This is a genomic window from Sphingopyxis sp. GW821-FHT02C12 (assembly GCF_059421785.1).
In genome coordinates this window covers 2,751,216-2,769,318 of sequence record NZ_JBWKVQ010000001.1, presented here as the reverse complement: position 1 = coordinate 2,769,318, position 18,103 = coordinate 2,751,216, and the positions used below count along the sequence as shown (strand labels likewise).

8 protein-coding genes are annotated in these 18,103 nt (G+C 61.8%); all 8 read right to left on the bottom strand.

Annotation, left to right across the window (positions count from 1 at the left end; all coding sequences use genetic code 11):
- Positions 1-149 precede the first annotated feature (149 nt).
- From dpdD to dpdE, 8 genes are read right to left on the bottom strand one after another with little or no spacing between them, the layout of a single operon-like run.
- The gene (gene dpdD, locus AC07U1_RS13180; RefSeq protein ID WP_495197710.1) at positions 150-2,459 is read right to left on the bottom strand and encodes a protein DpdD; all 2,310 of its coding nucleotides are present in this window, start codon (positions 2,457-2,459) and stop codon (positions 150-152) included.
- Positions 2,452-2,991, bottom strand: coding sequence for a phospholipase D-like domain-containing protein DpdK (dpdK, locus tag AC07U1_RS13175; protein ID WP_495176196.1), 540 nt, complete (start codon positions 2,989-2,991; stop codon positions 2,452-2,454). Before dpdK ends, dpdD begins: the two co-directional genes overlap by 8 nt.
- Positions 2,988-7,535 carry a protein DpdJ gene (gene dpdJ / locus AC07U1_RS13170; RefSeq protein ID WP_495197709.1) on the bottom strand — a complete coding sequence of 1,516 codons (4,548 nt, stop codon included), beginning with the start codon at positions 7,533-7,535 and terminating at the stop codon, positions 2,988-2,990. The genes dpdK and dpdJ overlap by 4 nt, the downstream gene beginning before the upstream one ends.
- Positions 7,535-8,251: a hypothetical protein gene (locus tag AC07U1_RS13165; protein ID WP_495176198.1), complete on the bottom strand. Its 717-nt coding sequence runs from the start codon at positions 8,249-8,251 to the stop codon at positions 7,535-7,537. Before AC07U1_RS13165 ends, dpdJ begins: the two co-directional genes overlap by 1 nt.
- The gene (gene dpdH / locus AC07U1_RS13160; protein WP_495176199.1) at positions 8,248-11,367 is read right to left on the bottom strand and encodes a protein DpdH; all 3,120 of its coding nucleotides are present in this window, start codon (positions 11,365-11,367) and stop codon (positions 8,248-8,250) included. The genes AC07U1_RS13165 and dpdH overlap by 4 nt, the downstream gene beginning before the upstream one ends.
- Entirely contained in the window at positions 11,367-12,266 is a 900-nt protein-coding gene (dpdG, locus tag AC07U1_RS13155) for a protein DpdG (protein ID WP_495176200.1), read from the bottom strand. Before dpdG ends, dpdH begins: the two co-directional genes overlap by 1 nt.
- Entirely contained in the window at positions 12,263-14,845 is a 2,583-nt protein-coding gene (gene dpdF / locus AC07U1_RS13150; RefSeq protein WP_495176201.1) for a protein DpdF, read from the bottom strand. The genes dpdG and dpdF overlap by 4 nt, the downstream gene beginning before the upstream one ends.
- The gene (gene dpdE, locus AC07U1_RS13145) at positions 14,842-18,069 is read right to left on the bottom strand and encodes a protein DpdE (protein ID WP_495176202.1); all 3,228 of its coding nucleotides are present in this window, start codon (positions 18,067-18,069) and stop codon (positions 14,842-14,844) included. Before dpdE ends, dpdF begins: the two co-directional genes overlap by 4 nt.
- Positions 18,070-18,103: the final 34 nt, after the last annotated feature.

Below are 18,103 nucleotides of genomic sequence, written 5' to 3'. Positions count from 1 at the left end.
GGCTCTTCCTGCTAGTCATTGCTCTTCGTGAACTTCATATCCTACCTCGCCCGAATACCCCATCTAACCTGCTTGTGTCGGCAACTCTCATCCCGATCGGCAGTCCTTGGCCCCAAGTTTGGTTGCCCCGTCGACGTAGCCAGCGCTATCTAGCCAACGGCATCGATGACCGCTCGCACGATGCTGGCAGTGCCTTTTCCCAAAGGCATGATCGGGTCGCGATCGCCCATGGCTTCCTTGATGCAATAATAGGCGGAATGGCTGCTGCTCCGCCAGGCAAAGACGAAGAAGTCCGCGTTTTTCGCAAGGTTCGTAAGCCTGGCCGTCGCCACAAGATCGGCATTGAGTGTGACTTCGACGCCGGGAAACATGGTTTCGAGTTGGTTTTTGGCACGGCTTCCGGCTGCCTCGGTGAGAGTATAAATACCAATGGTCTTGTCCGACAGATCGGGGAGCGCCTCTTGGTCGCTCGCCTGCTCTTCGGCGTCGATGACGCCGAGCGCTTCGCGGTTGATCCCATAGTCCTGCGCGAGAACGCGAAATGCGTGGCGTTCGTCCGCACGCAGACGATGAGCAAAACCGATAGCCTTGCCGACGACGAGCAGGAAGAATTGCTGGCGTGCACTTTGACAATCGACCGATGGCGCCGGTGCAAGGGCCAACGCTTCCGCGACGTCGAGGGACCAACCCACATGCGCTGGCGATCCCATGCGCTCTTCGACGTCGCTCAAGGCGTCGAGGAGCGACAGGTAATCGGCACTTGCAACGCCGGCATCCAGAAGCTGGCCGAGCATCTGGGACAGCAGCGCGAGGTCGACCGACGACAGGCCATCGTCCATTGCGACAAGCATGAAGAGCGTGTTTGCGATCGGCTTGACCGTGGGCGGAATGGGGCCATCGTCGCCGAGGAACGCGGCGTGGATGGAAGGGATCGCATGCCGCACGATCGCCGCGCTATCGCCGCCCGCGTTCCCGATCCTGTCGGCGAACGACCGCGCCCGCTCCGGAGCCCCGCGGATCGCATCCGCATCCCAGGTCACCGCCGCGTCGGCAGGCAGGGTAGCGGCTGTGCCGCCCGCCAGCCCGGCAGCCCAATCGAGCCACCCGATGGCCGCTTCCGATACGCTGACCGCAGCCGGCTCGGCACCGGCAGGACTCTCCACCTCCTCGGCCGGCCACGCCGCTGCCACTGGCACAGCCTCAACGTCGATGGACGGCGGCGAGACCTGCAAAGCCTCATATTTGGCCCGGTTTGCCGCCGACAATTCGTCGACAAGCTGCCGGCTTGCCTCGACCGTTGCCACGACCTTGTCGATGGCCTCCCTGGTGCCTACGAAGGAGGCACAGTGAATGAGGCGGGTGATCGTCCTTTTGCTCTGCGGGAGCGCCAGATAGAGTTCGATGGCGCGATCGAAATGGCCGTCATCGAAAGCTTCGTCGGCGGCGTCGATATTCGGCGCCTCGCTCGCGGCGGGATCGATGGCGATCAGTTCGGCAATGGCTCCGGCAGCACGCTCCGAATCGGGCAGCAGCCCGCCGAGTTCGGCAATGATTTGCGGGCTGGGATTCGGGCGGCTTCGCTCGAACAGCAGAAATGCCTTCACCACGCGCGGCGTGCGAACGCCGCGGCGCGAGCGGAACAACTGCGGGTAGCGATTGCCGACCTGCTCGACAAAGGTCGCGAGAAGCTCGTCGCTACCGCCGCTCGCTTCGGGAAGATCGAGATGCGTCCGGTACAGCGCCTCGATCAGATCGGCGATGATCTGCGGCGGAAGCGCCAGTTCGGAGAGCGTCTTGATCAGCCAATGATCATGAGCGATTTGCGGCCACAATCCGAGGCCGGCGCGCATCCGCACATCGAGGAAACGCAGATTCTCCTCGTTGAGGCGCGCGCTTTGCTTCAACTCGTCGAGCAACGACTGAGCCTGGGCCTGATCCTGGACAAGCAGCGAGCGATCGAACTCCGACCGAATGGCCCCGACCGGGCGGCGCTCGATCTTCTTGCGCCGCGGCCGTCCCGCGAGGAGGGCAGCCAGCACGCCCAGATCATCGGCGATCCGCCGGTTAGCCGCTGCGTCGGCGCCCGCGAAACGAAAGACCGGCGTGCCGAACGCGCTCCCGAGCGCCGTGGCCATAGGGTCTGCTGCGGCGGCCGACGTCCGGTCGAAATGCGCGAACCATGCGCGCCCGAACCATGCGTTCAGCAGGCGTTCGAGTTCCCCGGTCCGCTCATGATCGCGCGCCGCAGCATACCAGCCGGCAATTTTGCCGTCGCGGACGAACGGAAGGATGATGGGGGCAAGATGCTCGGCGTCGCCGAGCAGCCTGAGCCATGGATCGACGGCTTCGGCTATCGCGGTCGGGATGCTGCCATCTGAGACGGCCGCCCAGTCGAGACCGTTCGGCGCCGCGAAAAAGCGCGTGAGCCACGCAACATGGTCGGGGCCGAACTCAGGCATCGTCGGCCAGATATGATTCAAAGACGATCCGTGCCTGGGCGATGGTCTGCCGCGTCGTATCGTAGACGACATGTTCGTCGTTGAGTTCAAGCCCGTTGTAGGTAAGATTCATCGATCCGGTCAGCAATCCGCGGGAAAACAGCAGACCCTTCGTATGAAGGAGCTGGCGCCGGACAATCACGAGCTTATCGCCCACGCCCGCCTCCAGCGCCCCGGTCTCGAGCGCCGCCAGCAGTGGATCATTGTGTCCGTCGAAACTGGTCGCGATGCCGAGCGGAGTTCCCCGGGACATAAGATAGACCAACAGTTCGATCAGGCGAACCTCGCGTTCGCCCCAATCGGGGTTGAGCGCCGAGAAGCCCGCGGCCCGGTTGTCGAGAAGAATGACGTTGCTGATCCATGGGCTGACCAGCCAGGCGCGCTCGCCGCCCGGCGACAGGAGTTCGGACAACAGCATCTGCTGAAGCAACTCGCGGATCAGATTATGGCTGGTGCTTGCACTCTTGAAAATGCGGCGTGTCGCAAAACTCATTGCAGCGCCTCCGCAATGTCGATGTCGGCCTCAAGATTTCCGCCAACGCGGCGGATCGCCTGGGTCCGTGCAAATACCGAGAGATAATCCGCTTCGACGGGATTGGTCGCGAGGAAGGTAAGCGCGTCGGCCATCCGGTCGCATTGCGCCAGTGCGCAAACGAGCGTAGCGACGCCGGTTCGTGCCAATTGATCGAGGCATCGCTCGCGCCAGGTCGGGTCATCCAGGTCGATCGTCGCGGCGCCCTCTGGAAGGAAGGCCCGAACAAGCAATGTTTCGGGTGCCGGCAAATCGCTGAACGTCGAATAGAGGCCGAGGCCCGCCTGGCGGATATAGGAGCCTCGCGGCCAAAGCAGACCATATATGACGCTGAAGCGCCACTGGTCGGGGTTAATCGTCGGCGTATCGATGCCCGCAGCGCCAAGCGCCTGATCGAGATCACTGCTTCGCGAGAGACGATAGGCGATCACGCGCGCGTCGAGTTCGACGCCGAGCCGGGCCTCCTCGCCATCCCAGAGTTGCAAGGCGTCACGCAGGAAGCGGTCGCTTTCGGCGCTCGACCCCGGCCGCAAAACGCGATTGCCGAGCGCCACCATGAAGGTGTGCGACGTGACATAGCCCTGTTCCGCAATCAGGTGACGAAGCGCGGTAAAGGCGCGGTGCGTGGCTTCGGCGCCCGACGCCCTTCGCATCGCCTGGAGCGCCTCGGCGAGAGCATCGTCCGGGGCCGCCGCGACCGCTTCGGTGACGAAGCGCTTCAACTGGAAATCGCTCAGCGCAAAATCGTTCTCGCGAAGAGCAGCACTCATCAATGTGTAGAAGCGGCGCGGATCTTCGACATATACGCGCTGGATCTCCTCGATGTGGCCATTCCCGCCCGGCGCCATCTCGCTGATCCACAATTCGCTCGTCTGATCCCGGGATATATCTTCGATGTCGCGCGGCCCCGCATGGATATCGACCACCAGTTCGTCGGTGTCGACCTCCGGACAGAGACTTTGGATCGCGTGAAGCACCGCAGCGGCGATGGTCGCCGTGAAGCGTTCGCGCAACCAGCTTTCCCATTCCTCCCCCAGCGGTTCGCAAAGGCTGCGCCCCAGCGCCAGAAGGTTGCGCACGACGTCGGGGTTGGCGAGATGGGCCGCGAGATCCTGACGGAGGCGGTCCTGGGCGTTCCCCTGTGCGCTGGCATCATCCACAATTTGCGACTGGAACAGGAAATTGAGGGTCTGGTCGAGATCGAGGTCGGCGCTTCCCCCGGCGAGATTGGCGGCCGCTTGGCGGAGATCGATCGTCTTGGCCACAGCCTCGTTGGTCAGCGTGGTCAGGAGCAATTGCGCGAGCCAATCGCGGGCAAATATGTTGTCGATACCGCCGAGCAGTGGGCCCTGCCGCGCCTGATGATGGAAATAGGCGGTGCGCATCGCCCGGGCGAGTTCGTCGGCACGGCCATCGAAACTTTCCCACGGGCGGTCCGGCAACGCCAAACGCATGCAAAGAGCATCCACTGCAATCGTGAACCCAAGCCCGACCCGTTCGCCGCCGGACTCGAAATAGAATTCCTTAACTGCCGACGTTCCGTCCTGGAACATGATGTTCGCATCGCTGCCCAGTGCGATGCGCCGCGTCTCGATCGGACAATGGCCCTGGTGCGTGAAAAATTCCATGGCGCGGACATGGTCGGACCATCCGCTTCCAGCAGGTGGCGAAAAAGCAAGGCCCGCCACGCGAGCGATCAATTGGCTCCGCCACCGCAGCCGCGCATTCGAACTATCCACGACGTTGGATGGCGGAAGCGACACACGATAACCCCGCGGACGAAGGACCTGCACTTCGGCGACGCCGCCCCCGCTCTCGATCGGCCAGCGACCGAGCACATCGCCCGCAGCGAAATCACCGACAGGAACGGCCTGTTCGCGCATGGCGTCGAGGTCGGGCGCGACCCAGTGTCGTTCGCGTTCATGGTGCAGTCCGAAGCGCCGGGAAACGCGGCCAGGAGCGAATTCGCGCAGTGCCTGGCCGATCGGCATCACCATATCTTCTGGGTCCGCAGAACCGGGTGATGGCGGAAGCGTGATCATAACCTCGGGCAAATTCAGGCTGGTGAACAGGTTCGCTGGCGCGAACTCGGGCAACGGAGCGTTACCCAGCCAATAATCGCCACCGGCCTGGCCGAGCCAGCGCCAGTTGGTCTCGAGCCTGCGGGCTGCGGTGGGCAGCACCTCGGTGAGCAAGGGACGAGGTTGCTCCCAAAGAAGCAGTTGGACATCCTCTGGAGCCAGCTTCAGCGACTTGGAGAGAAATTCGGCATAGCGATCTTGCTCGGCGGGCTGCACGATGATCCGCCGGAGAGCCTCTGCCAATCGGGTCTGCCGGGTTCTGCTCGACGCATGGTCGCTTGGTTTGGCCAGATCTTGCCAGACGCCGCTTCGGCTGGTCGCATCTGCCGCCGCGAGATAGTCGAGCGTCGCGTACACCGCCTGGATGCGTTGGATGTAGCGATTTGTGGTGGGAAGCGACCGCACCGGCAGTTCGGGATCGAAAAGCAGATCATAGCCCTGATAGGCGATGCGATCGCGGCCATAATCCGACAGGATTGCGACCGTCCAGGGCCGCATCTTTCGCGAACGCCCTGCCCGCCCCTTGCGCTGCAGGAACTGGGCGACATCCCGTGGTGCCTTGTGCTGGATAACGGCGCCGACCCGAGGGTCGTTGAAGCCGACCTCGAGCGCCGCCGTCGCCACAATGATGTCGAGATTGTTGCCGACTCCCGGATCCATCGACATGACCCTGCCCACCGACTTTCGATCCTGCTGCTGCAGCGTATGGCCGATCCGGGTCACCGCATCCCAATCCTGACCGTCAAGCTTGCGGCTCTCGACGGTGGAGGGAAACCGCAAGGTCGCGAGTCCCCCCGCCGGCTTGCGACGCAAATCCGGGGCCCCGCGTCGGTCGCGCCCTTCGGCGTCGAGCATCGCAAAATACATTCGATTGGTCACATCGATGTCGTCGGTGAACACGAAGAGGCGTTCACCGACGACGCCTTCGCTTCTGCGGCCCGCCGGATCATCGAGAATCCGCGACAAGAGCATTGCCGTCTGGATCGAAGTTGAGAGCAAGGCGGTCCGTGAGACAGGATCGCCGCGCAGCGCGAGCATATATTCGGCGCCTTCGGCAATCATGTCGATGCGCGATGGCGTGACCTCGGCGCACGCAGCCTCGGAAAGCCCGGTGAGCCGGGCGAAAAATCGGGCTCCGTCCTTCAGCGTTGCCGAAAGTCCGACGAAAGAAACGGGGCGCCTGAGCAACCAGCGCCAACGGCGGATAAGATAGGCGACCTGCGCGCCGGACGTGCCGGCATAAGTGTGCACTTCGTCAAGCAGCATCAGTTCGGCGGGACGTGTCGCCCGGTCGCCGATACCGAAAAGATGCCGATAGCGACCGTCGCCGATCCGCTGGTTCAACATCTCGGTTGTCGTGAAAAGAATGTCAGGACTTTCCCGCACGAGCCTTTCGCGCGTCAGAATGACCTCATCGCTCTCGATCGTCGCGTCGCAGGTCAGGCAGCAGAGACGCTCGCGCGCCTCCGTCCGATCGGCGTCGAGCCAGACCATGTCGCCCAGGCAATTCTCCGTGGGGCACCGGATGAAATCGCACCGCAGCCCTCCGCCGATCTGCTGCCATCCGGTCTTGGTGTTATGGGCGAATGCCGCGCTATGCGGCGTCGGACCGAAAAATGTTCCGATCAGGATCTTGCGGCGTCCCTTGGCGCCCAGGCTCGCGTCCAGGCGGCGCGCCTGCGAATAGACTTCGGCGAATTGATCTTTGAGCAATTCGTTGCGCGGATAGAGAGCCAGGACTTTCACCCAGCGCGCTGCGGCGGGATCTGTTTCGATATGCGCCGCGACGCACGCCAGCGCGGGCAGATAAAAAGCAAGCGTCTTGCCGCTACCGGTACCGGCACTTACCAAAGTCCCGGAAGACCGGCCGTTGAAACCGGCGAGGATCCGGGCTGTCGCCTTGACCTGGAAATCGGCGAGCGCAAAATCAGCGCCATAGCTACCGATCAGCGCAGCAAGTGCGCCGCGAACGACCGCGTTGTCCGTTACCTCGTCAACGGCACGCACCGCATCGGCAGCCAGCTTGTTCCGCTTCGGGTAGCTTCGGCGCCGCCACAAGAAGCGGAAATCGGCAACGAGCGTCGGCGCAGTCTGCCACAGGATCGGTCCGGCATGTTTCGGAAAAAGCTGGCGCAAACGAAAGCTCAACCGCACGGCTTCGGCCATTCTGGACCTGTAGCGCGCCTCATTGTCGTCGCCGACATTCAGGATCAACGCGCGTGCGATCAGTGTCGCGATGACTTCGCCTGCCCCGGGGTAAGAAACATTCCGACCCATAACCGGGTCGTCAAGCAATGCATCGATAATGCCGTGAAGCTCCGCAGGAGCAACATGGCTATCGACCAGCCCCCAACTCAACAGGCGCGCTTCCATCTGCTCGACAGCGTCGAGCACCGCCATCAACAAGCCTTCGTCGCCATCCATCACGCGGCAACGATGCGATAGGAATCGAAGGCGTCATTGTCCTTGAGCCACGCGCTGACGCTGGGCGTCAGCAGCGTCAGCGCAGCACCTCTTGCCTGAACGGCTGCCAGAAACTTCTTCACATCATCCGGTACAGCAAAATCGAATTCGCCGGCGATTGTCTTCAAATCGGAGGCCAGTTGAAGCACGGCGGCGATCTCCGCTGCGCTCGAAGGCATCGTCTCAAAGGCCGCACGAAATACTTGGTACTTGCTCTCATAGCGGGTGAGCGCGCTGTTGTTCTGATCGGTCCCGGCAATTCGGCTACGCACGACGACAGGCGCGTCGCCGGTAAAAATAGCACCGCGATGCGCCTTCCAAGCTGCCTTGGCATCGGTAGCAATATCTGTCGCGGCTGCCGCGAGATCGCGTGTGAGCGTCGTCCATGACTTGCCGGTCTTGAGGGTTCCCGACCGTCTGTCCTGCGCGAATTTGTCTCGCAGCGCAGCGGCGCGCGCCTGCGCAGCGGCGAGCGTTGCGGGAGACTGGGTCATCATGCCCGCCTTGGCGAGGACACGGGACTGCGTCAAACTCCGTTCGAGTTCCTCGACATCCTTGGCGAGTTCGCGGCTGAGATCGGTGAGCAGCGCGGTCTCCTGGACGTTGGAACCCATCGCATCGAGCGTTTCCAGATGTTCGCGCAGGGCCGCGGCACGGAGTGGAAGGGCGGCGCTCATTGCGGATCTCCCGGGGCTGCCGCGTCCGCAGCGACGCGATCGAATAGCGCGATGATGTCGGCTGCGACGATCATCGGATCCGACTGTCGGCGCACTTCCATCTGCTTTTCGACACGGGGCGCCCCGAGCGACACAAGCATCTCGGCATCCTTCAGGAAACCGAGAGTGCGCTGGATCAGACCGAGATCGATGACACCCAGCGCGTTCAATAATTTGGGCAATTGGTCGCGCTCCGCTTCGCTGACCACCGCGGCCGCGTTGACCAGTTCGGCATAAGGGCTGGTCTGGAACTCGGTGAGATTCCGCCCGAAGCGCGCGACGTCGAAATTGGCCTGGCTCGGCCAGCACTGGGTCTTCTGCAAGAGATGGACAATGCTTTTGAGGTCGGCGACGAATGCATTTTTGTCGAGCTTTGTATCGTCCAGGAACTCGCCGACCTCGTCCCGGAATTGCCGCAGCAACGCGATCACCGGCTGCACACGGTTCCAGACGCGGTCGTCGCCTAGCGAAGGCAGAAACACCCGAATGTCGTCGGAAACACCGTCCGGGATAGTTGCGCGTTCTGCAGGCTCCAACTGCAATGCATCGTAGATGCGCACGAGATCGATCGCGAAAGGCGTTCGGCCATTGCCCTGATAGCTCGCCGAGCGATCGCGCAGGGCGTCCTGCATAAGCTTGCGAATATCACGCCCGTTGCTTCCGTTGAGCGCGTGCGCGCGCAATTGATCCCATTGCGGTTCGACGTTCGAGCTGTCGAGCGGCCCGGGCTGGTCGAAAAGTGCGGCGAGCATGGCTTGCGGCCCCGCGATGCGAACGGGCGGTTGCATGCCGGCTATCCGAGCCTGCGTAAGCAGCGCGTTGCCGATGAAATAGGCCGCCGTCTTCGCGTCTGCGATCAGCATCGGCTCGAGTTGTCGGCGCAGGTCATCGACGATTGGCATCGCGGCGACATAATCGTCATCGCCTTCGGGATAATCCCAACTGCCACCATGGTGCTGGTAGCGCAGCGCGCCGAACATGCCCTGCCGCATTGTCCCGTCTTCGTCGCGATAATCGGTACAGACCGTCAATTCGCGCCCACCCGTAGGATTATTGCTGGCGCCGGCGATAGCGAGCCTGCTGCCGACGACCTCGACTTCCGGGATACGAAGTCCCGGTCCGTCGATGGATTTCTGCAGCAGTGCCGCCAATGCATTGCGGATCGCACGCGCGTCGGCTTGAATAAGCGGCTCGCCCATCGCCCAGCGGTCGAGTTTTCCGACCCATGCCGCGATTTTCGGATCCATCGGGCCTTCCGCGGGAAGTTGATCCGCTGCTGCTGACCCACCGTTTATCGTCGGCGTATCTGAGGGGGCAGCGCCAGGCGTTTCGGTCGTCTTGACGAATTTGACGTTCGCAAGATCTTCGGGCGTCGGTACGCCGAAGGTGCGAAAAACGAGCGGTTGGACGTGCGCCAGCGTTTTCGCGTCAGGCGCATCCCCGCCCCATATTGCGAGCGTGCTCTGCAGACGCCGCTTTGCCGGATCGGGGATGCTCAATTGCCGGACGAGATTGGCCAGATAGCCGTTGGGCTGGAGCCCGTGATAGGCGGACGGCGGGAATTCGCCCCGGATATAAGCATCGCGATCGAGCAGCGTGTTTCGCAGTATCTCGTTGATCACCCGGCGCGGGTTGAATGTGAGTTTTGCGTTCTCGAGAAGATGCTGTTCGGCAAGGCGCTCGATGGCGGCGCGATTGAACGGAAACAGGGGAAGTCCGGAATCGGACTGGCCGAATGCGTCCAGCGCAGCCGCGGCCTCCTCCGATCGGGCATCGTCATGCCAGACCGGAAGCCAACCGGCCTGGGTGTGCGTCGTCTGATTCTTTCCGAAGCGTTCTTTCAATCCTTCCTCGCCCCAGCGGGCGGCGTTGAGATAAGCTCCGACCATCTCGACCACGGCCGCCTTCGTCTCGGCCTCGCTGCGCGGCGCGTTTCCGATCATCCATATGCGCTGCGCGCGCGTCAAAATGGTTTCGCGTGAGGTGAGATAGCCGTCGGTCAGCGCCAGCGCGGTCCGCATCGTGGCATAGACCTGCTTGCCATCGCGCGTGCCTTCTTGAATGCACACATTCAGCAGGGCTTCCTGGATACCGGAGAGGGCCGCGAAGTCTTCGACGAGGAGCACCAGCTCCCTGCCCTCCTCCAAAAGCGACTCGCGGACACCCATAATGATATCCTGCAGCGTCAGCCCGCCGCTGCTCTGCTCGAGCCGGAACACATGACTGATGGCGCGGTCCACGACCGAATTGAGTAGCTTTGCGATAGGCTCGCGCCGCGCGGCATCGGCTACGGCAATTTGCGAGAGATAATAGTTGCGGACAGGAAAGGCCGCCTCCGAGATATCGCAACTTTCGGGAACGAGAAGATCATCGCCGAAGAATTGCGTATCCGTTTCGCCGCCAACGCTTTCTTCATCGCGCCCTTTGATCGCTCGGGAAATGATCCGGCTGAAGACGCTATTCGCATAATGCTCGTGGAGAACCGCGTCCCGAAAGAGCTTGGGCAGTTGCTCGGCGTGCCCGATGAGCGGGCGCAGTTCTGCGCCCCGACCGGAATCCTCCGAAACTTGCGCACGCATTTCCTTCGCACGGTCTGCCAACGCATTCTGCAGTTCGGCTACGAACCTGACGATGATCTGCGAGGCGTTCACTTCCGCTACCGCCCTGCTCAACTCCTCGCGCGGTTTGGCGTAACGAGGGTTATTCTTGAGCGGGTCCAGGATGAGTTCGACGACCTTGCGTAGGCTCGCGCTCTTCGGAATTCGAATAACGAGCAAATCTTTATAGCGCTTGGACCGTTGCAACTGCGCATCGAGCCAGCGGATGACATGCGATTTGCCGACGCCCGACGGCCCGGTGATCGGGCACAGGATATAGCCCGCCGGAACATCATCGCTAAGGAAGGCATCCAGCAATTGCTTCTCGGAGACCACCGTCTCGCGGTTTGTCACCGCCGCTCGCGCAACAAGCGGAGTCGGTTGATGAACGGCCAGAAGAACCGAGACGTCGGCTGTCTCCGCTTCATTCTTGATGCACGCGTTCACGGCATCGGCGCCGGGCCAATAAGCTTCGAGCATCACCGGACCTTCTTCGCGACGAGATTGATATGACTGACGTCGCGCCATCGCTTCCCGGCACGGCCCGTCAGCGAGATGCCTTCCCCGGCGTCGCTCCGTTGCTCGAGTTTGATCGATCCTTCGCGATCAAGTCGCTGCAGCGCGCGAGACAGCGATGTCGAAATGCTGCCCTCATCGGGCCGTGGCCAAGTCCCGTCCTTGAGCGCGGCTTCCACGTCCCGGCGATATTTGCCCCCGTCAAGGATTGGAACAATCTCGGACAGGCGCCCGACGAATTCGCCCGCGAGCAGCATTTTGGCGCTCCCGAAAATATCGGGCAGCGTATCCCGAACGGCCTCGGTCGGGTCGATGTCCCAATTGCCCGCGTCGCGCGCTAAGCCAAGATAAGGCATCCAGGCCCGCAGTCCGTTCCACCGCGTATCATTTTGCACGATTGTCGTGGTTCGGGGATCGGCGATCTGGCGTGCCGCGAGGCTTTCCCATCCGGCTACAGCGGAGGGCATGGCATATACATCCTGTGCGAGCATCCACGCCGCCCCCTTGGAGAAATCGGCGCTTTGGGCGCCTTCGGCGTCCCAGAAGCGGGCATTATTCTCTTCCTTCAATACGAGCCTGCGCGCCACATCGGGCAATCGCGCCTCGGCGATATCGGGTTTTGTACCGAGGATGGTGCGATAGGGCTCGGCGATAGCGAAGGAATCTTTACCGGCTTCGAAAAGCCCGAGCGACGTCCAACGCGTCAACGTGCGCCCCAGATGTCCCGTATCGAACGAATCGATCATGCTCCCGCAGGCGCCCAGAAGCTGCTCGGTATCGCGCGGAGAAAAGCGGACCGCTGTTCGCACCAGGGTAATCAGAACATTGTAAAGCCCGTCGCTCGGACGGTTCAGGATGGTCACGATCGGGCTCCGCGCAAAAACTGCTCTTGGGTCAAAATATTGGATCCGGTATCGCCCAGGCGCCTCAGAGGATGATCGGGATCCGAGGCAGTGCGCGACGCAAGAATTACGTGGACCGGCTTGCGAAGGTCAAGCAGCCCGCGATCGATATCGAGCGTGTCGAATATGGTCGCTCGCGGTAACTGGTACAGCGAGCCGCAACGCCTTTCTTCCGCCATGTCCTGCAGAAAGATCATGCCGCCTGGAACGCGTTGATGCAGCGTCGAGAAGCGGGGTTCGCTTGTGCGGAAACTCAACGGAAGACAAAGTTCGCGAATGCCGAAGGTCGAGACCAGAGCTTCGACGACCGGGTAGACCGATCTTGCCTCCAAGGGCCCCGGAAACAGAAGATAGACGGGCGAGGAGAGATCGAGATGCCTGAACCGGTCTGTCCAGGTCGCGGCATCGAAAGGCCACAGCCCTTCAATCCCGGTCGCGGTCGGCTCGGCGTAGCCCTGAGCCGGGCCTCCGGTCGCACGATCCGCAGGACATCCACCGCACGCCCGCGACACGATGATGGTTCGGCCCGGTGCATGATTGCGGTATAGCCGCTCGAGCAGAACCGAGAACTCCTGGGAAGCCGACAGCAAATCTTCGAGCAGGTCCTGACCGGCATTGGATGCTTTGAAGGCGCGCGTTCTTTCGGCTCCAAGGTCGCGAACAAAGATCTCCTTCGTGCGATGCCCAGGTTGACTGAGCCGAATAACCGTATGCCGGAAATATTCGGCCCAATCGTCCTCATCGTCGGCGTCGAAGCTCCCGCCCGCTGCGCATTCGAGATCAGCAAACCGTGCCGGCGACTGCGATTCAAGCTCGAGCATCTTCGCCCTGGCCATCATGATCAGCGTCCGCATATTCCAGGCCTGATTATAGTCCGATTCTTGGCGGAGGCGATCCGGCACGGTTCCGAGGTCGATTTCACAGATCATCCCGTAATCATCGAGCTTGTCGGCACTGTCATACATGGCCGCCCAGCGCTCGAAAGCGAGATCGTCGCTGATCAGGGACGGCGCAGCGATTCCTTTGGCGACCTCGATATCTTTCTGGGAATAGATAAGGAAAGATCCCGAGCGACATCCATCGCGGCCGCCGCGCCCGACCTCCTGGTAAAAGCGATCGAGCGTTTCCGGAACCGCGGCATGGATGACCGTGCGAACGTCCCGCTTGTCAATCCCGACGCCGAAGGCCGAGGTTGCGACCATTCCGTCGAGTTGGTTCGCGGCCCACGCATCGATCGCGGCCGCGCGCTCGCCATGCGGCGTCTTGCCGTGGAAGCTGGCGAGGCGCTCATAGCCTTCGGCTCTGAGAATCTTCAGCCAGTCATCGGCGTCGCTTCGCTTGGTTACATAGAGGATGAACGGCCGCGGCGCGTGCCGCAGCATTTCGAGTACCTTGCGCCGTTTGGAAAAGATGTCGTCGTCACGATGGATCCAATATTGCGGCTCGGGCCGCAAATAGATCGACGCCGTCATCTGCACGCTTCTTGCCGGACCGAACAGGGCGTCGATCGTTTCGATAGTGTCCGGCGCCAGTGTCCCCGACATCAAGATCGTCCGGAAAGGCGTCGTGGGACACGCAGCGAGCAAGCCGCGCCTTACGCCGGCGAGCATTTGAAATGCCGGTCGAAACCCGTCGCCCCACTGGCTGACGAGATGCGCTTCGTCGATGACGAGATACGAGAGCAGGTTGAACCGGGCTGCATCGTAGAGGGCCGGCAGGAGCGCGCCGACTACGGCCTCGGGCGAGCAGTAGAGCACGCCTTGCGTGCCTCCTCGAATTGCCGACTTAATGGCGTCCCGGGTTTCGGAAGAAAGGCCCGCGTGCCACGCGATGTGCGGGATCGGCCGTCCGGGAAAGCGTTTCCGCAGCAACTCGGTCATTTGCCGAGCCTGATCCAGAACGAGCGCGGTTGTCGGAACCACACAAAGCACAAGACCAGCTTCCAGCCCGCGCGCCAATACCGGGGCCTGTGCAACGAAGCTCTTGCCTGAACCCGTCGGCAATCCGACAATCAGGGTTTCGCCGGGCGGCAAAATCAAAGCGCTGCGGACCGCCTCGCGCTGACCTGGCGAAATATAGTGGGAGAAGCCACTCGCTTCGCCCAGAAAGGGATCGATCTCGCGTTGCCGGGCATTGCGAACGTTCGTCTCGGCGAATATTTCTTCGAACACAGGCTGGTCGGACGGCTCCAGCCATTCAGGCTGCCAGGGTTGAGCGTCAATGAGGCCGTAACCGCTTTGCTCGCTGTGCAGGCGAATGCCACATTGCCGCCAGCGCTCCGCCTTCGGCCAGTCGCTGGAAGTCGGCACGCGAAGATGGGTAGTGCCGCCGGAACGCCGGGACTCTCTGCGAAGCACATGGCGAAGGAGCGCGATCAGATCGCTTTTGCACACGAGGCGACCCGCCCCTTGGGACTGGGCGAGTATTTGGCGGATACGTTCGAAGACACCGTCGCCGTCGCGGGAGGCTTTCGGCAACTCGTAGCCGCGCAGATCGGCGATCGCGTCTTCAAGAGCCGGGAAATCGAACGGCGCTGTCATAGTCCACCCGTCAGACGATCGGTCGCAGCCGTGCTCCCGGTCATGAAGACCGCGCCGATCGTTTCGAGACGCACTTGCGGACGAAGAATGCCCTCGCGGGTTGCGGCCGCTATGGCGCGTTCAAGCTCGATCGCCGCGCTGTCCGCCGATGGATCTTGCCCGATACGGGTCTCCATCTGCGAGATACGTCCATAGTCGATCGTCGCAGCCTCCGCCGCGGCGGCATTCAGTCGCGTGACAAAGTCCGGGTCTTCACGCAAATATTCTTCGGCGCGCACTCGGCCTTGCGCGCAAAATTCGGTCCAATAGGCAAGACAATCGATCTGCAAGCTGCGTACGCGCTGCCATCTGCGGGCATTGATGTTGATGTCGCGTCCCTGGTCGCCGCCGGAGCCATAGGGTCGTCCGAGCATCGCGCGCAAATCGCCCTGCGGAACGAGGTTAAGACTGCTGTCGAGCCAGACGGTCGAGAAGGACGGCGCGAGAGCAAGGTCGCCCCGTCGACGCAGTGCCGCGCGCGCGGCACTGCTATCCCTTCCATGCGCAGCGAGCACAGCATGCACAGCCTCAAGATCCGCATCCGCAAGAAAATCAAAGCGCAAGAACACATCCGCGACCTGATCGGCGTCATATCGAGAATCTTCGCGCCATAGGGCGAAGGAACGCCCGCGATCGTCAGCGTCCGTAATAGCGCCGATACCGGTCAAGAATGGCTCGCCATATCGAAGCAGGCGCACGCCTGTCTCACGTCCATCGCGGCTGAGTACCGTGCGACGTTGAAAGCTGAAGGGCACCGATTTGATTGCCCGTCCGGACCGCGGATCCGGCACGAAGTCGAGCGAATTCGAGCAATGATCCAAAAACAGCGGAAGCGGCAGAAGGGTGTGGCCTCGTTCGGTCGCATATGTGTAGCGAAAGGGAGAAGCTTTTGGGTCCGCAGCCTGGTTCGCGCTGCCCAGACGGCCGAACATCAAAGTCTGCTCCAGCCACAATGTCGTGTCATCAGCGATCTGACGCCAGTCATCGTCGACGTCGCATAGAAGGTCCGTGAGATCCGATGGCGGAGCGCCAAGCGCGTCGAGTGCATCTTGCTGGTCGATCGCCTTGAGTTCTTTCTCGATGCGCCCCGCGTCACCGGTATCGGCATCGACCAACGCTTCAAGTGCCTCATGACCTTCATCAAACACGAGGGCCGGAAGGCTGCGAACCGTGGCATCGATCAAATATTGAAGACTGGCGACGGAGCGGTCGAAGATCTTGAGTGCGCCGTCGAGATACTTCGTCCAGATCTCCTCAAGCGGATCATCTTCACACAAGAGCAGGATCGACCGCACCGATTCTCCAGAGCCGTAACGATCGACCCGCCCGAGGCGCTGCTCCAATCTATTGGGGTTGAGCGGCGTATCATAATGCACAACGACTTTCCGGCCGCCTTGGAGATTGAGCCCTTCTTCCGCCCGGCGGTCGCATACCAGAATGCGATGATCCGGATGCACATTGAACAAGTCCCAGTCATTGTCCTGCGGGCTGTGCCGATCGACCGGGCACCGCATGGCCGAACGCAGATGGTCTGCGAGCGCATTGGCGGTCGAACTGTCGCTGCAGAACACGACACATTTGCATCCTTGTTCAAGCATCGGCCCCATCGCCGCGATCATCGCCCGCGCGCGATCCTCGAACAGACCGCCGCGCTCCAGGGTCCGCGCGATCGCCGTGAAGCGATCAATATTTCCAACCGCCTCAGGCCGACGCGCGAGAAAACCAACCATGCCCGCGCCCGACACCGCATATTGGGACGCGCGATCGAGCACTTGAGAAAAGGCAACATGGCGCCGTTTGCCATCTTCGCCTGGCTCATCCCCCAAGGCCACCGCTTCCGCGAATTTCCAATCCTCCATCGCGGTGGTCAATGCCCGGCGGTCCGCACTGCGGTAGCGATGGACGACGGCCCCGGCGCGGTCGGGGGTCAGACCGGCGACATTTCGGCGACGATGCCGGAGAATTCGGCGATTGAGCCGGTAAACCTCGCTCAGATGGGCACGCGTTTTACCGATCGCCTCGATCAGCGCCGGATCCTCTTCGTCCGGCATCTGCTCGACGATGGCGCGCAACGCCGCGACATGCGCCTGCAGCAGACCGTCGTGAGGAAAAAGTTCCACCAGAGCGTCGAGCATATGGTCGAGATAGAGTGCGTTTTCAGGCACGAGCCCCGCTACGATCTCGGCCAGCGGCTGGCGCGCCAGGATCTTGGCCCGAAATGCTTCGATGCTATCAAGGGGAAAATTCGCCGGATCCAATATGTGCAGCATGGTGAGAAAGCCGCGTTCGTTGTGCAGAACAGGCGTAGCCGACAACAGCAGGACCCGCTCGATCGATGCCGCCGCGGCAGCGATCTTGGCATAGGCCCCCGCGCCGGCATCCCGATCGATGAGATGATGCGCCTCGTCAACGACCAGCATGACGGCGCGCGAAAACAGAGGTTCCGCAGCGTCAACCTCGCTCATCGCAACAATATGAATCGATTTGCCGAGCAGATCGCCAAGCAGGAATTTTTCGCTGAGTTCGCTATGCCATTGCAGCACAAGCGCATCGGGTACGACGATCAGGATCGTGACGTCATTTCCGCAATCGAGCACGCATTGCCGGATCAGGATACCGGCCTCGATCGTCTTTCCCAGACCGACTTCATCGGCGAGAAGATATCGTTGCACCGGATCCTGCAAAATGCGCCGCACCACCTCGATCTGGTGACTTTCCAACTCGATCGCGGAAGACAGCAAGGCCGACATGCCGAGCGATGCAGCGCGTTGGGCTAGCTGGCTGCGCCTGAATGCGCTTCGCCCGTCAGAAAAGCGCGGACTCTCATTGATGTGGTTGGCGAGAAAAAGTGTCGGATCGACGATCGGCCTCGCCCAACGGGTAAAAACGTCGATCACATTCAGATGCTTGGTGACCTTGTTGGGAAACTGGACCAATTGCGTGTCGCCATGGTCATCGAGCAGGCGTCCGATTTCCCACGCGCCGATAGAAATATCGAAATGATAAACGCGCGTTTGCTCCGGGATGCGCGCTGGCGCCACCGCATCCACAGGCAGCGACACGTTGATCGGACTCGCGGACGGCGCATCAAAATATTGTACGGTGCACCGATCGCCGACGCGGTCTGTCTGCTTGCCTATTCCCCAAGCTGCATGCTCGCCTGCGAGCGCCCTTACAAACACCATTTCCCCCGAATCAGCGCTCCGATTGTATCGAAGT

Coding starts and splice junctions, on each gene's coding strand:
- AC07U1_RS13165 (WP_495176198.1), bottom strand. CDS start 8,251: ATGAGCGCCGCCCTTCCACTCCGTGCCGCGGCCCTGCGCGAACATCTG.
- dpdH (WP_495176199.1), bottom strand. CDS start 11,367: ATGCTCGAAGCTTATTGGCCCGGCGCCGATGCCGTGAACGCGTGCATC.
- dpdJ (WP_495197709.1), bottom strand. CDS start 7,535: ATGGATGGCGACGAAGGCTTGTTGATGGCGGTGCTCGACGCTGTCGAG.
- dpdE (WP_495176202.1), bottom strand. CDS start 18,069: ATGGTGTTTGTAAGGGCGCTCGCAGGCGAGCATGCAGCTTGGGGAATA.
- dpdK (WP_495176196.1), bottom strand. CDS start 2,991: ATGAGTTTTGCGACACGCCGCATTTTCAAGAGTGCAAGCACCAGCCAT.
- dpdD (WP_495197710.1), bottom strand. CDS start 2,459: ATGCCTGAGTTCGGCCCCGACCATGTTGCGTGGCTCACGCGCTTTTTC.
- dpdF (WP_495176201.1), bottom strand. CDS start 14,845: ATGACAGCGCCGTTCGATTTCCCGGCTCTTGAAGACGCGATCGCCGAT.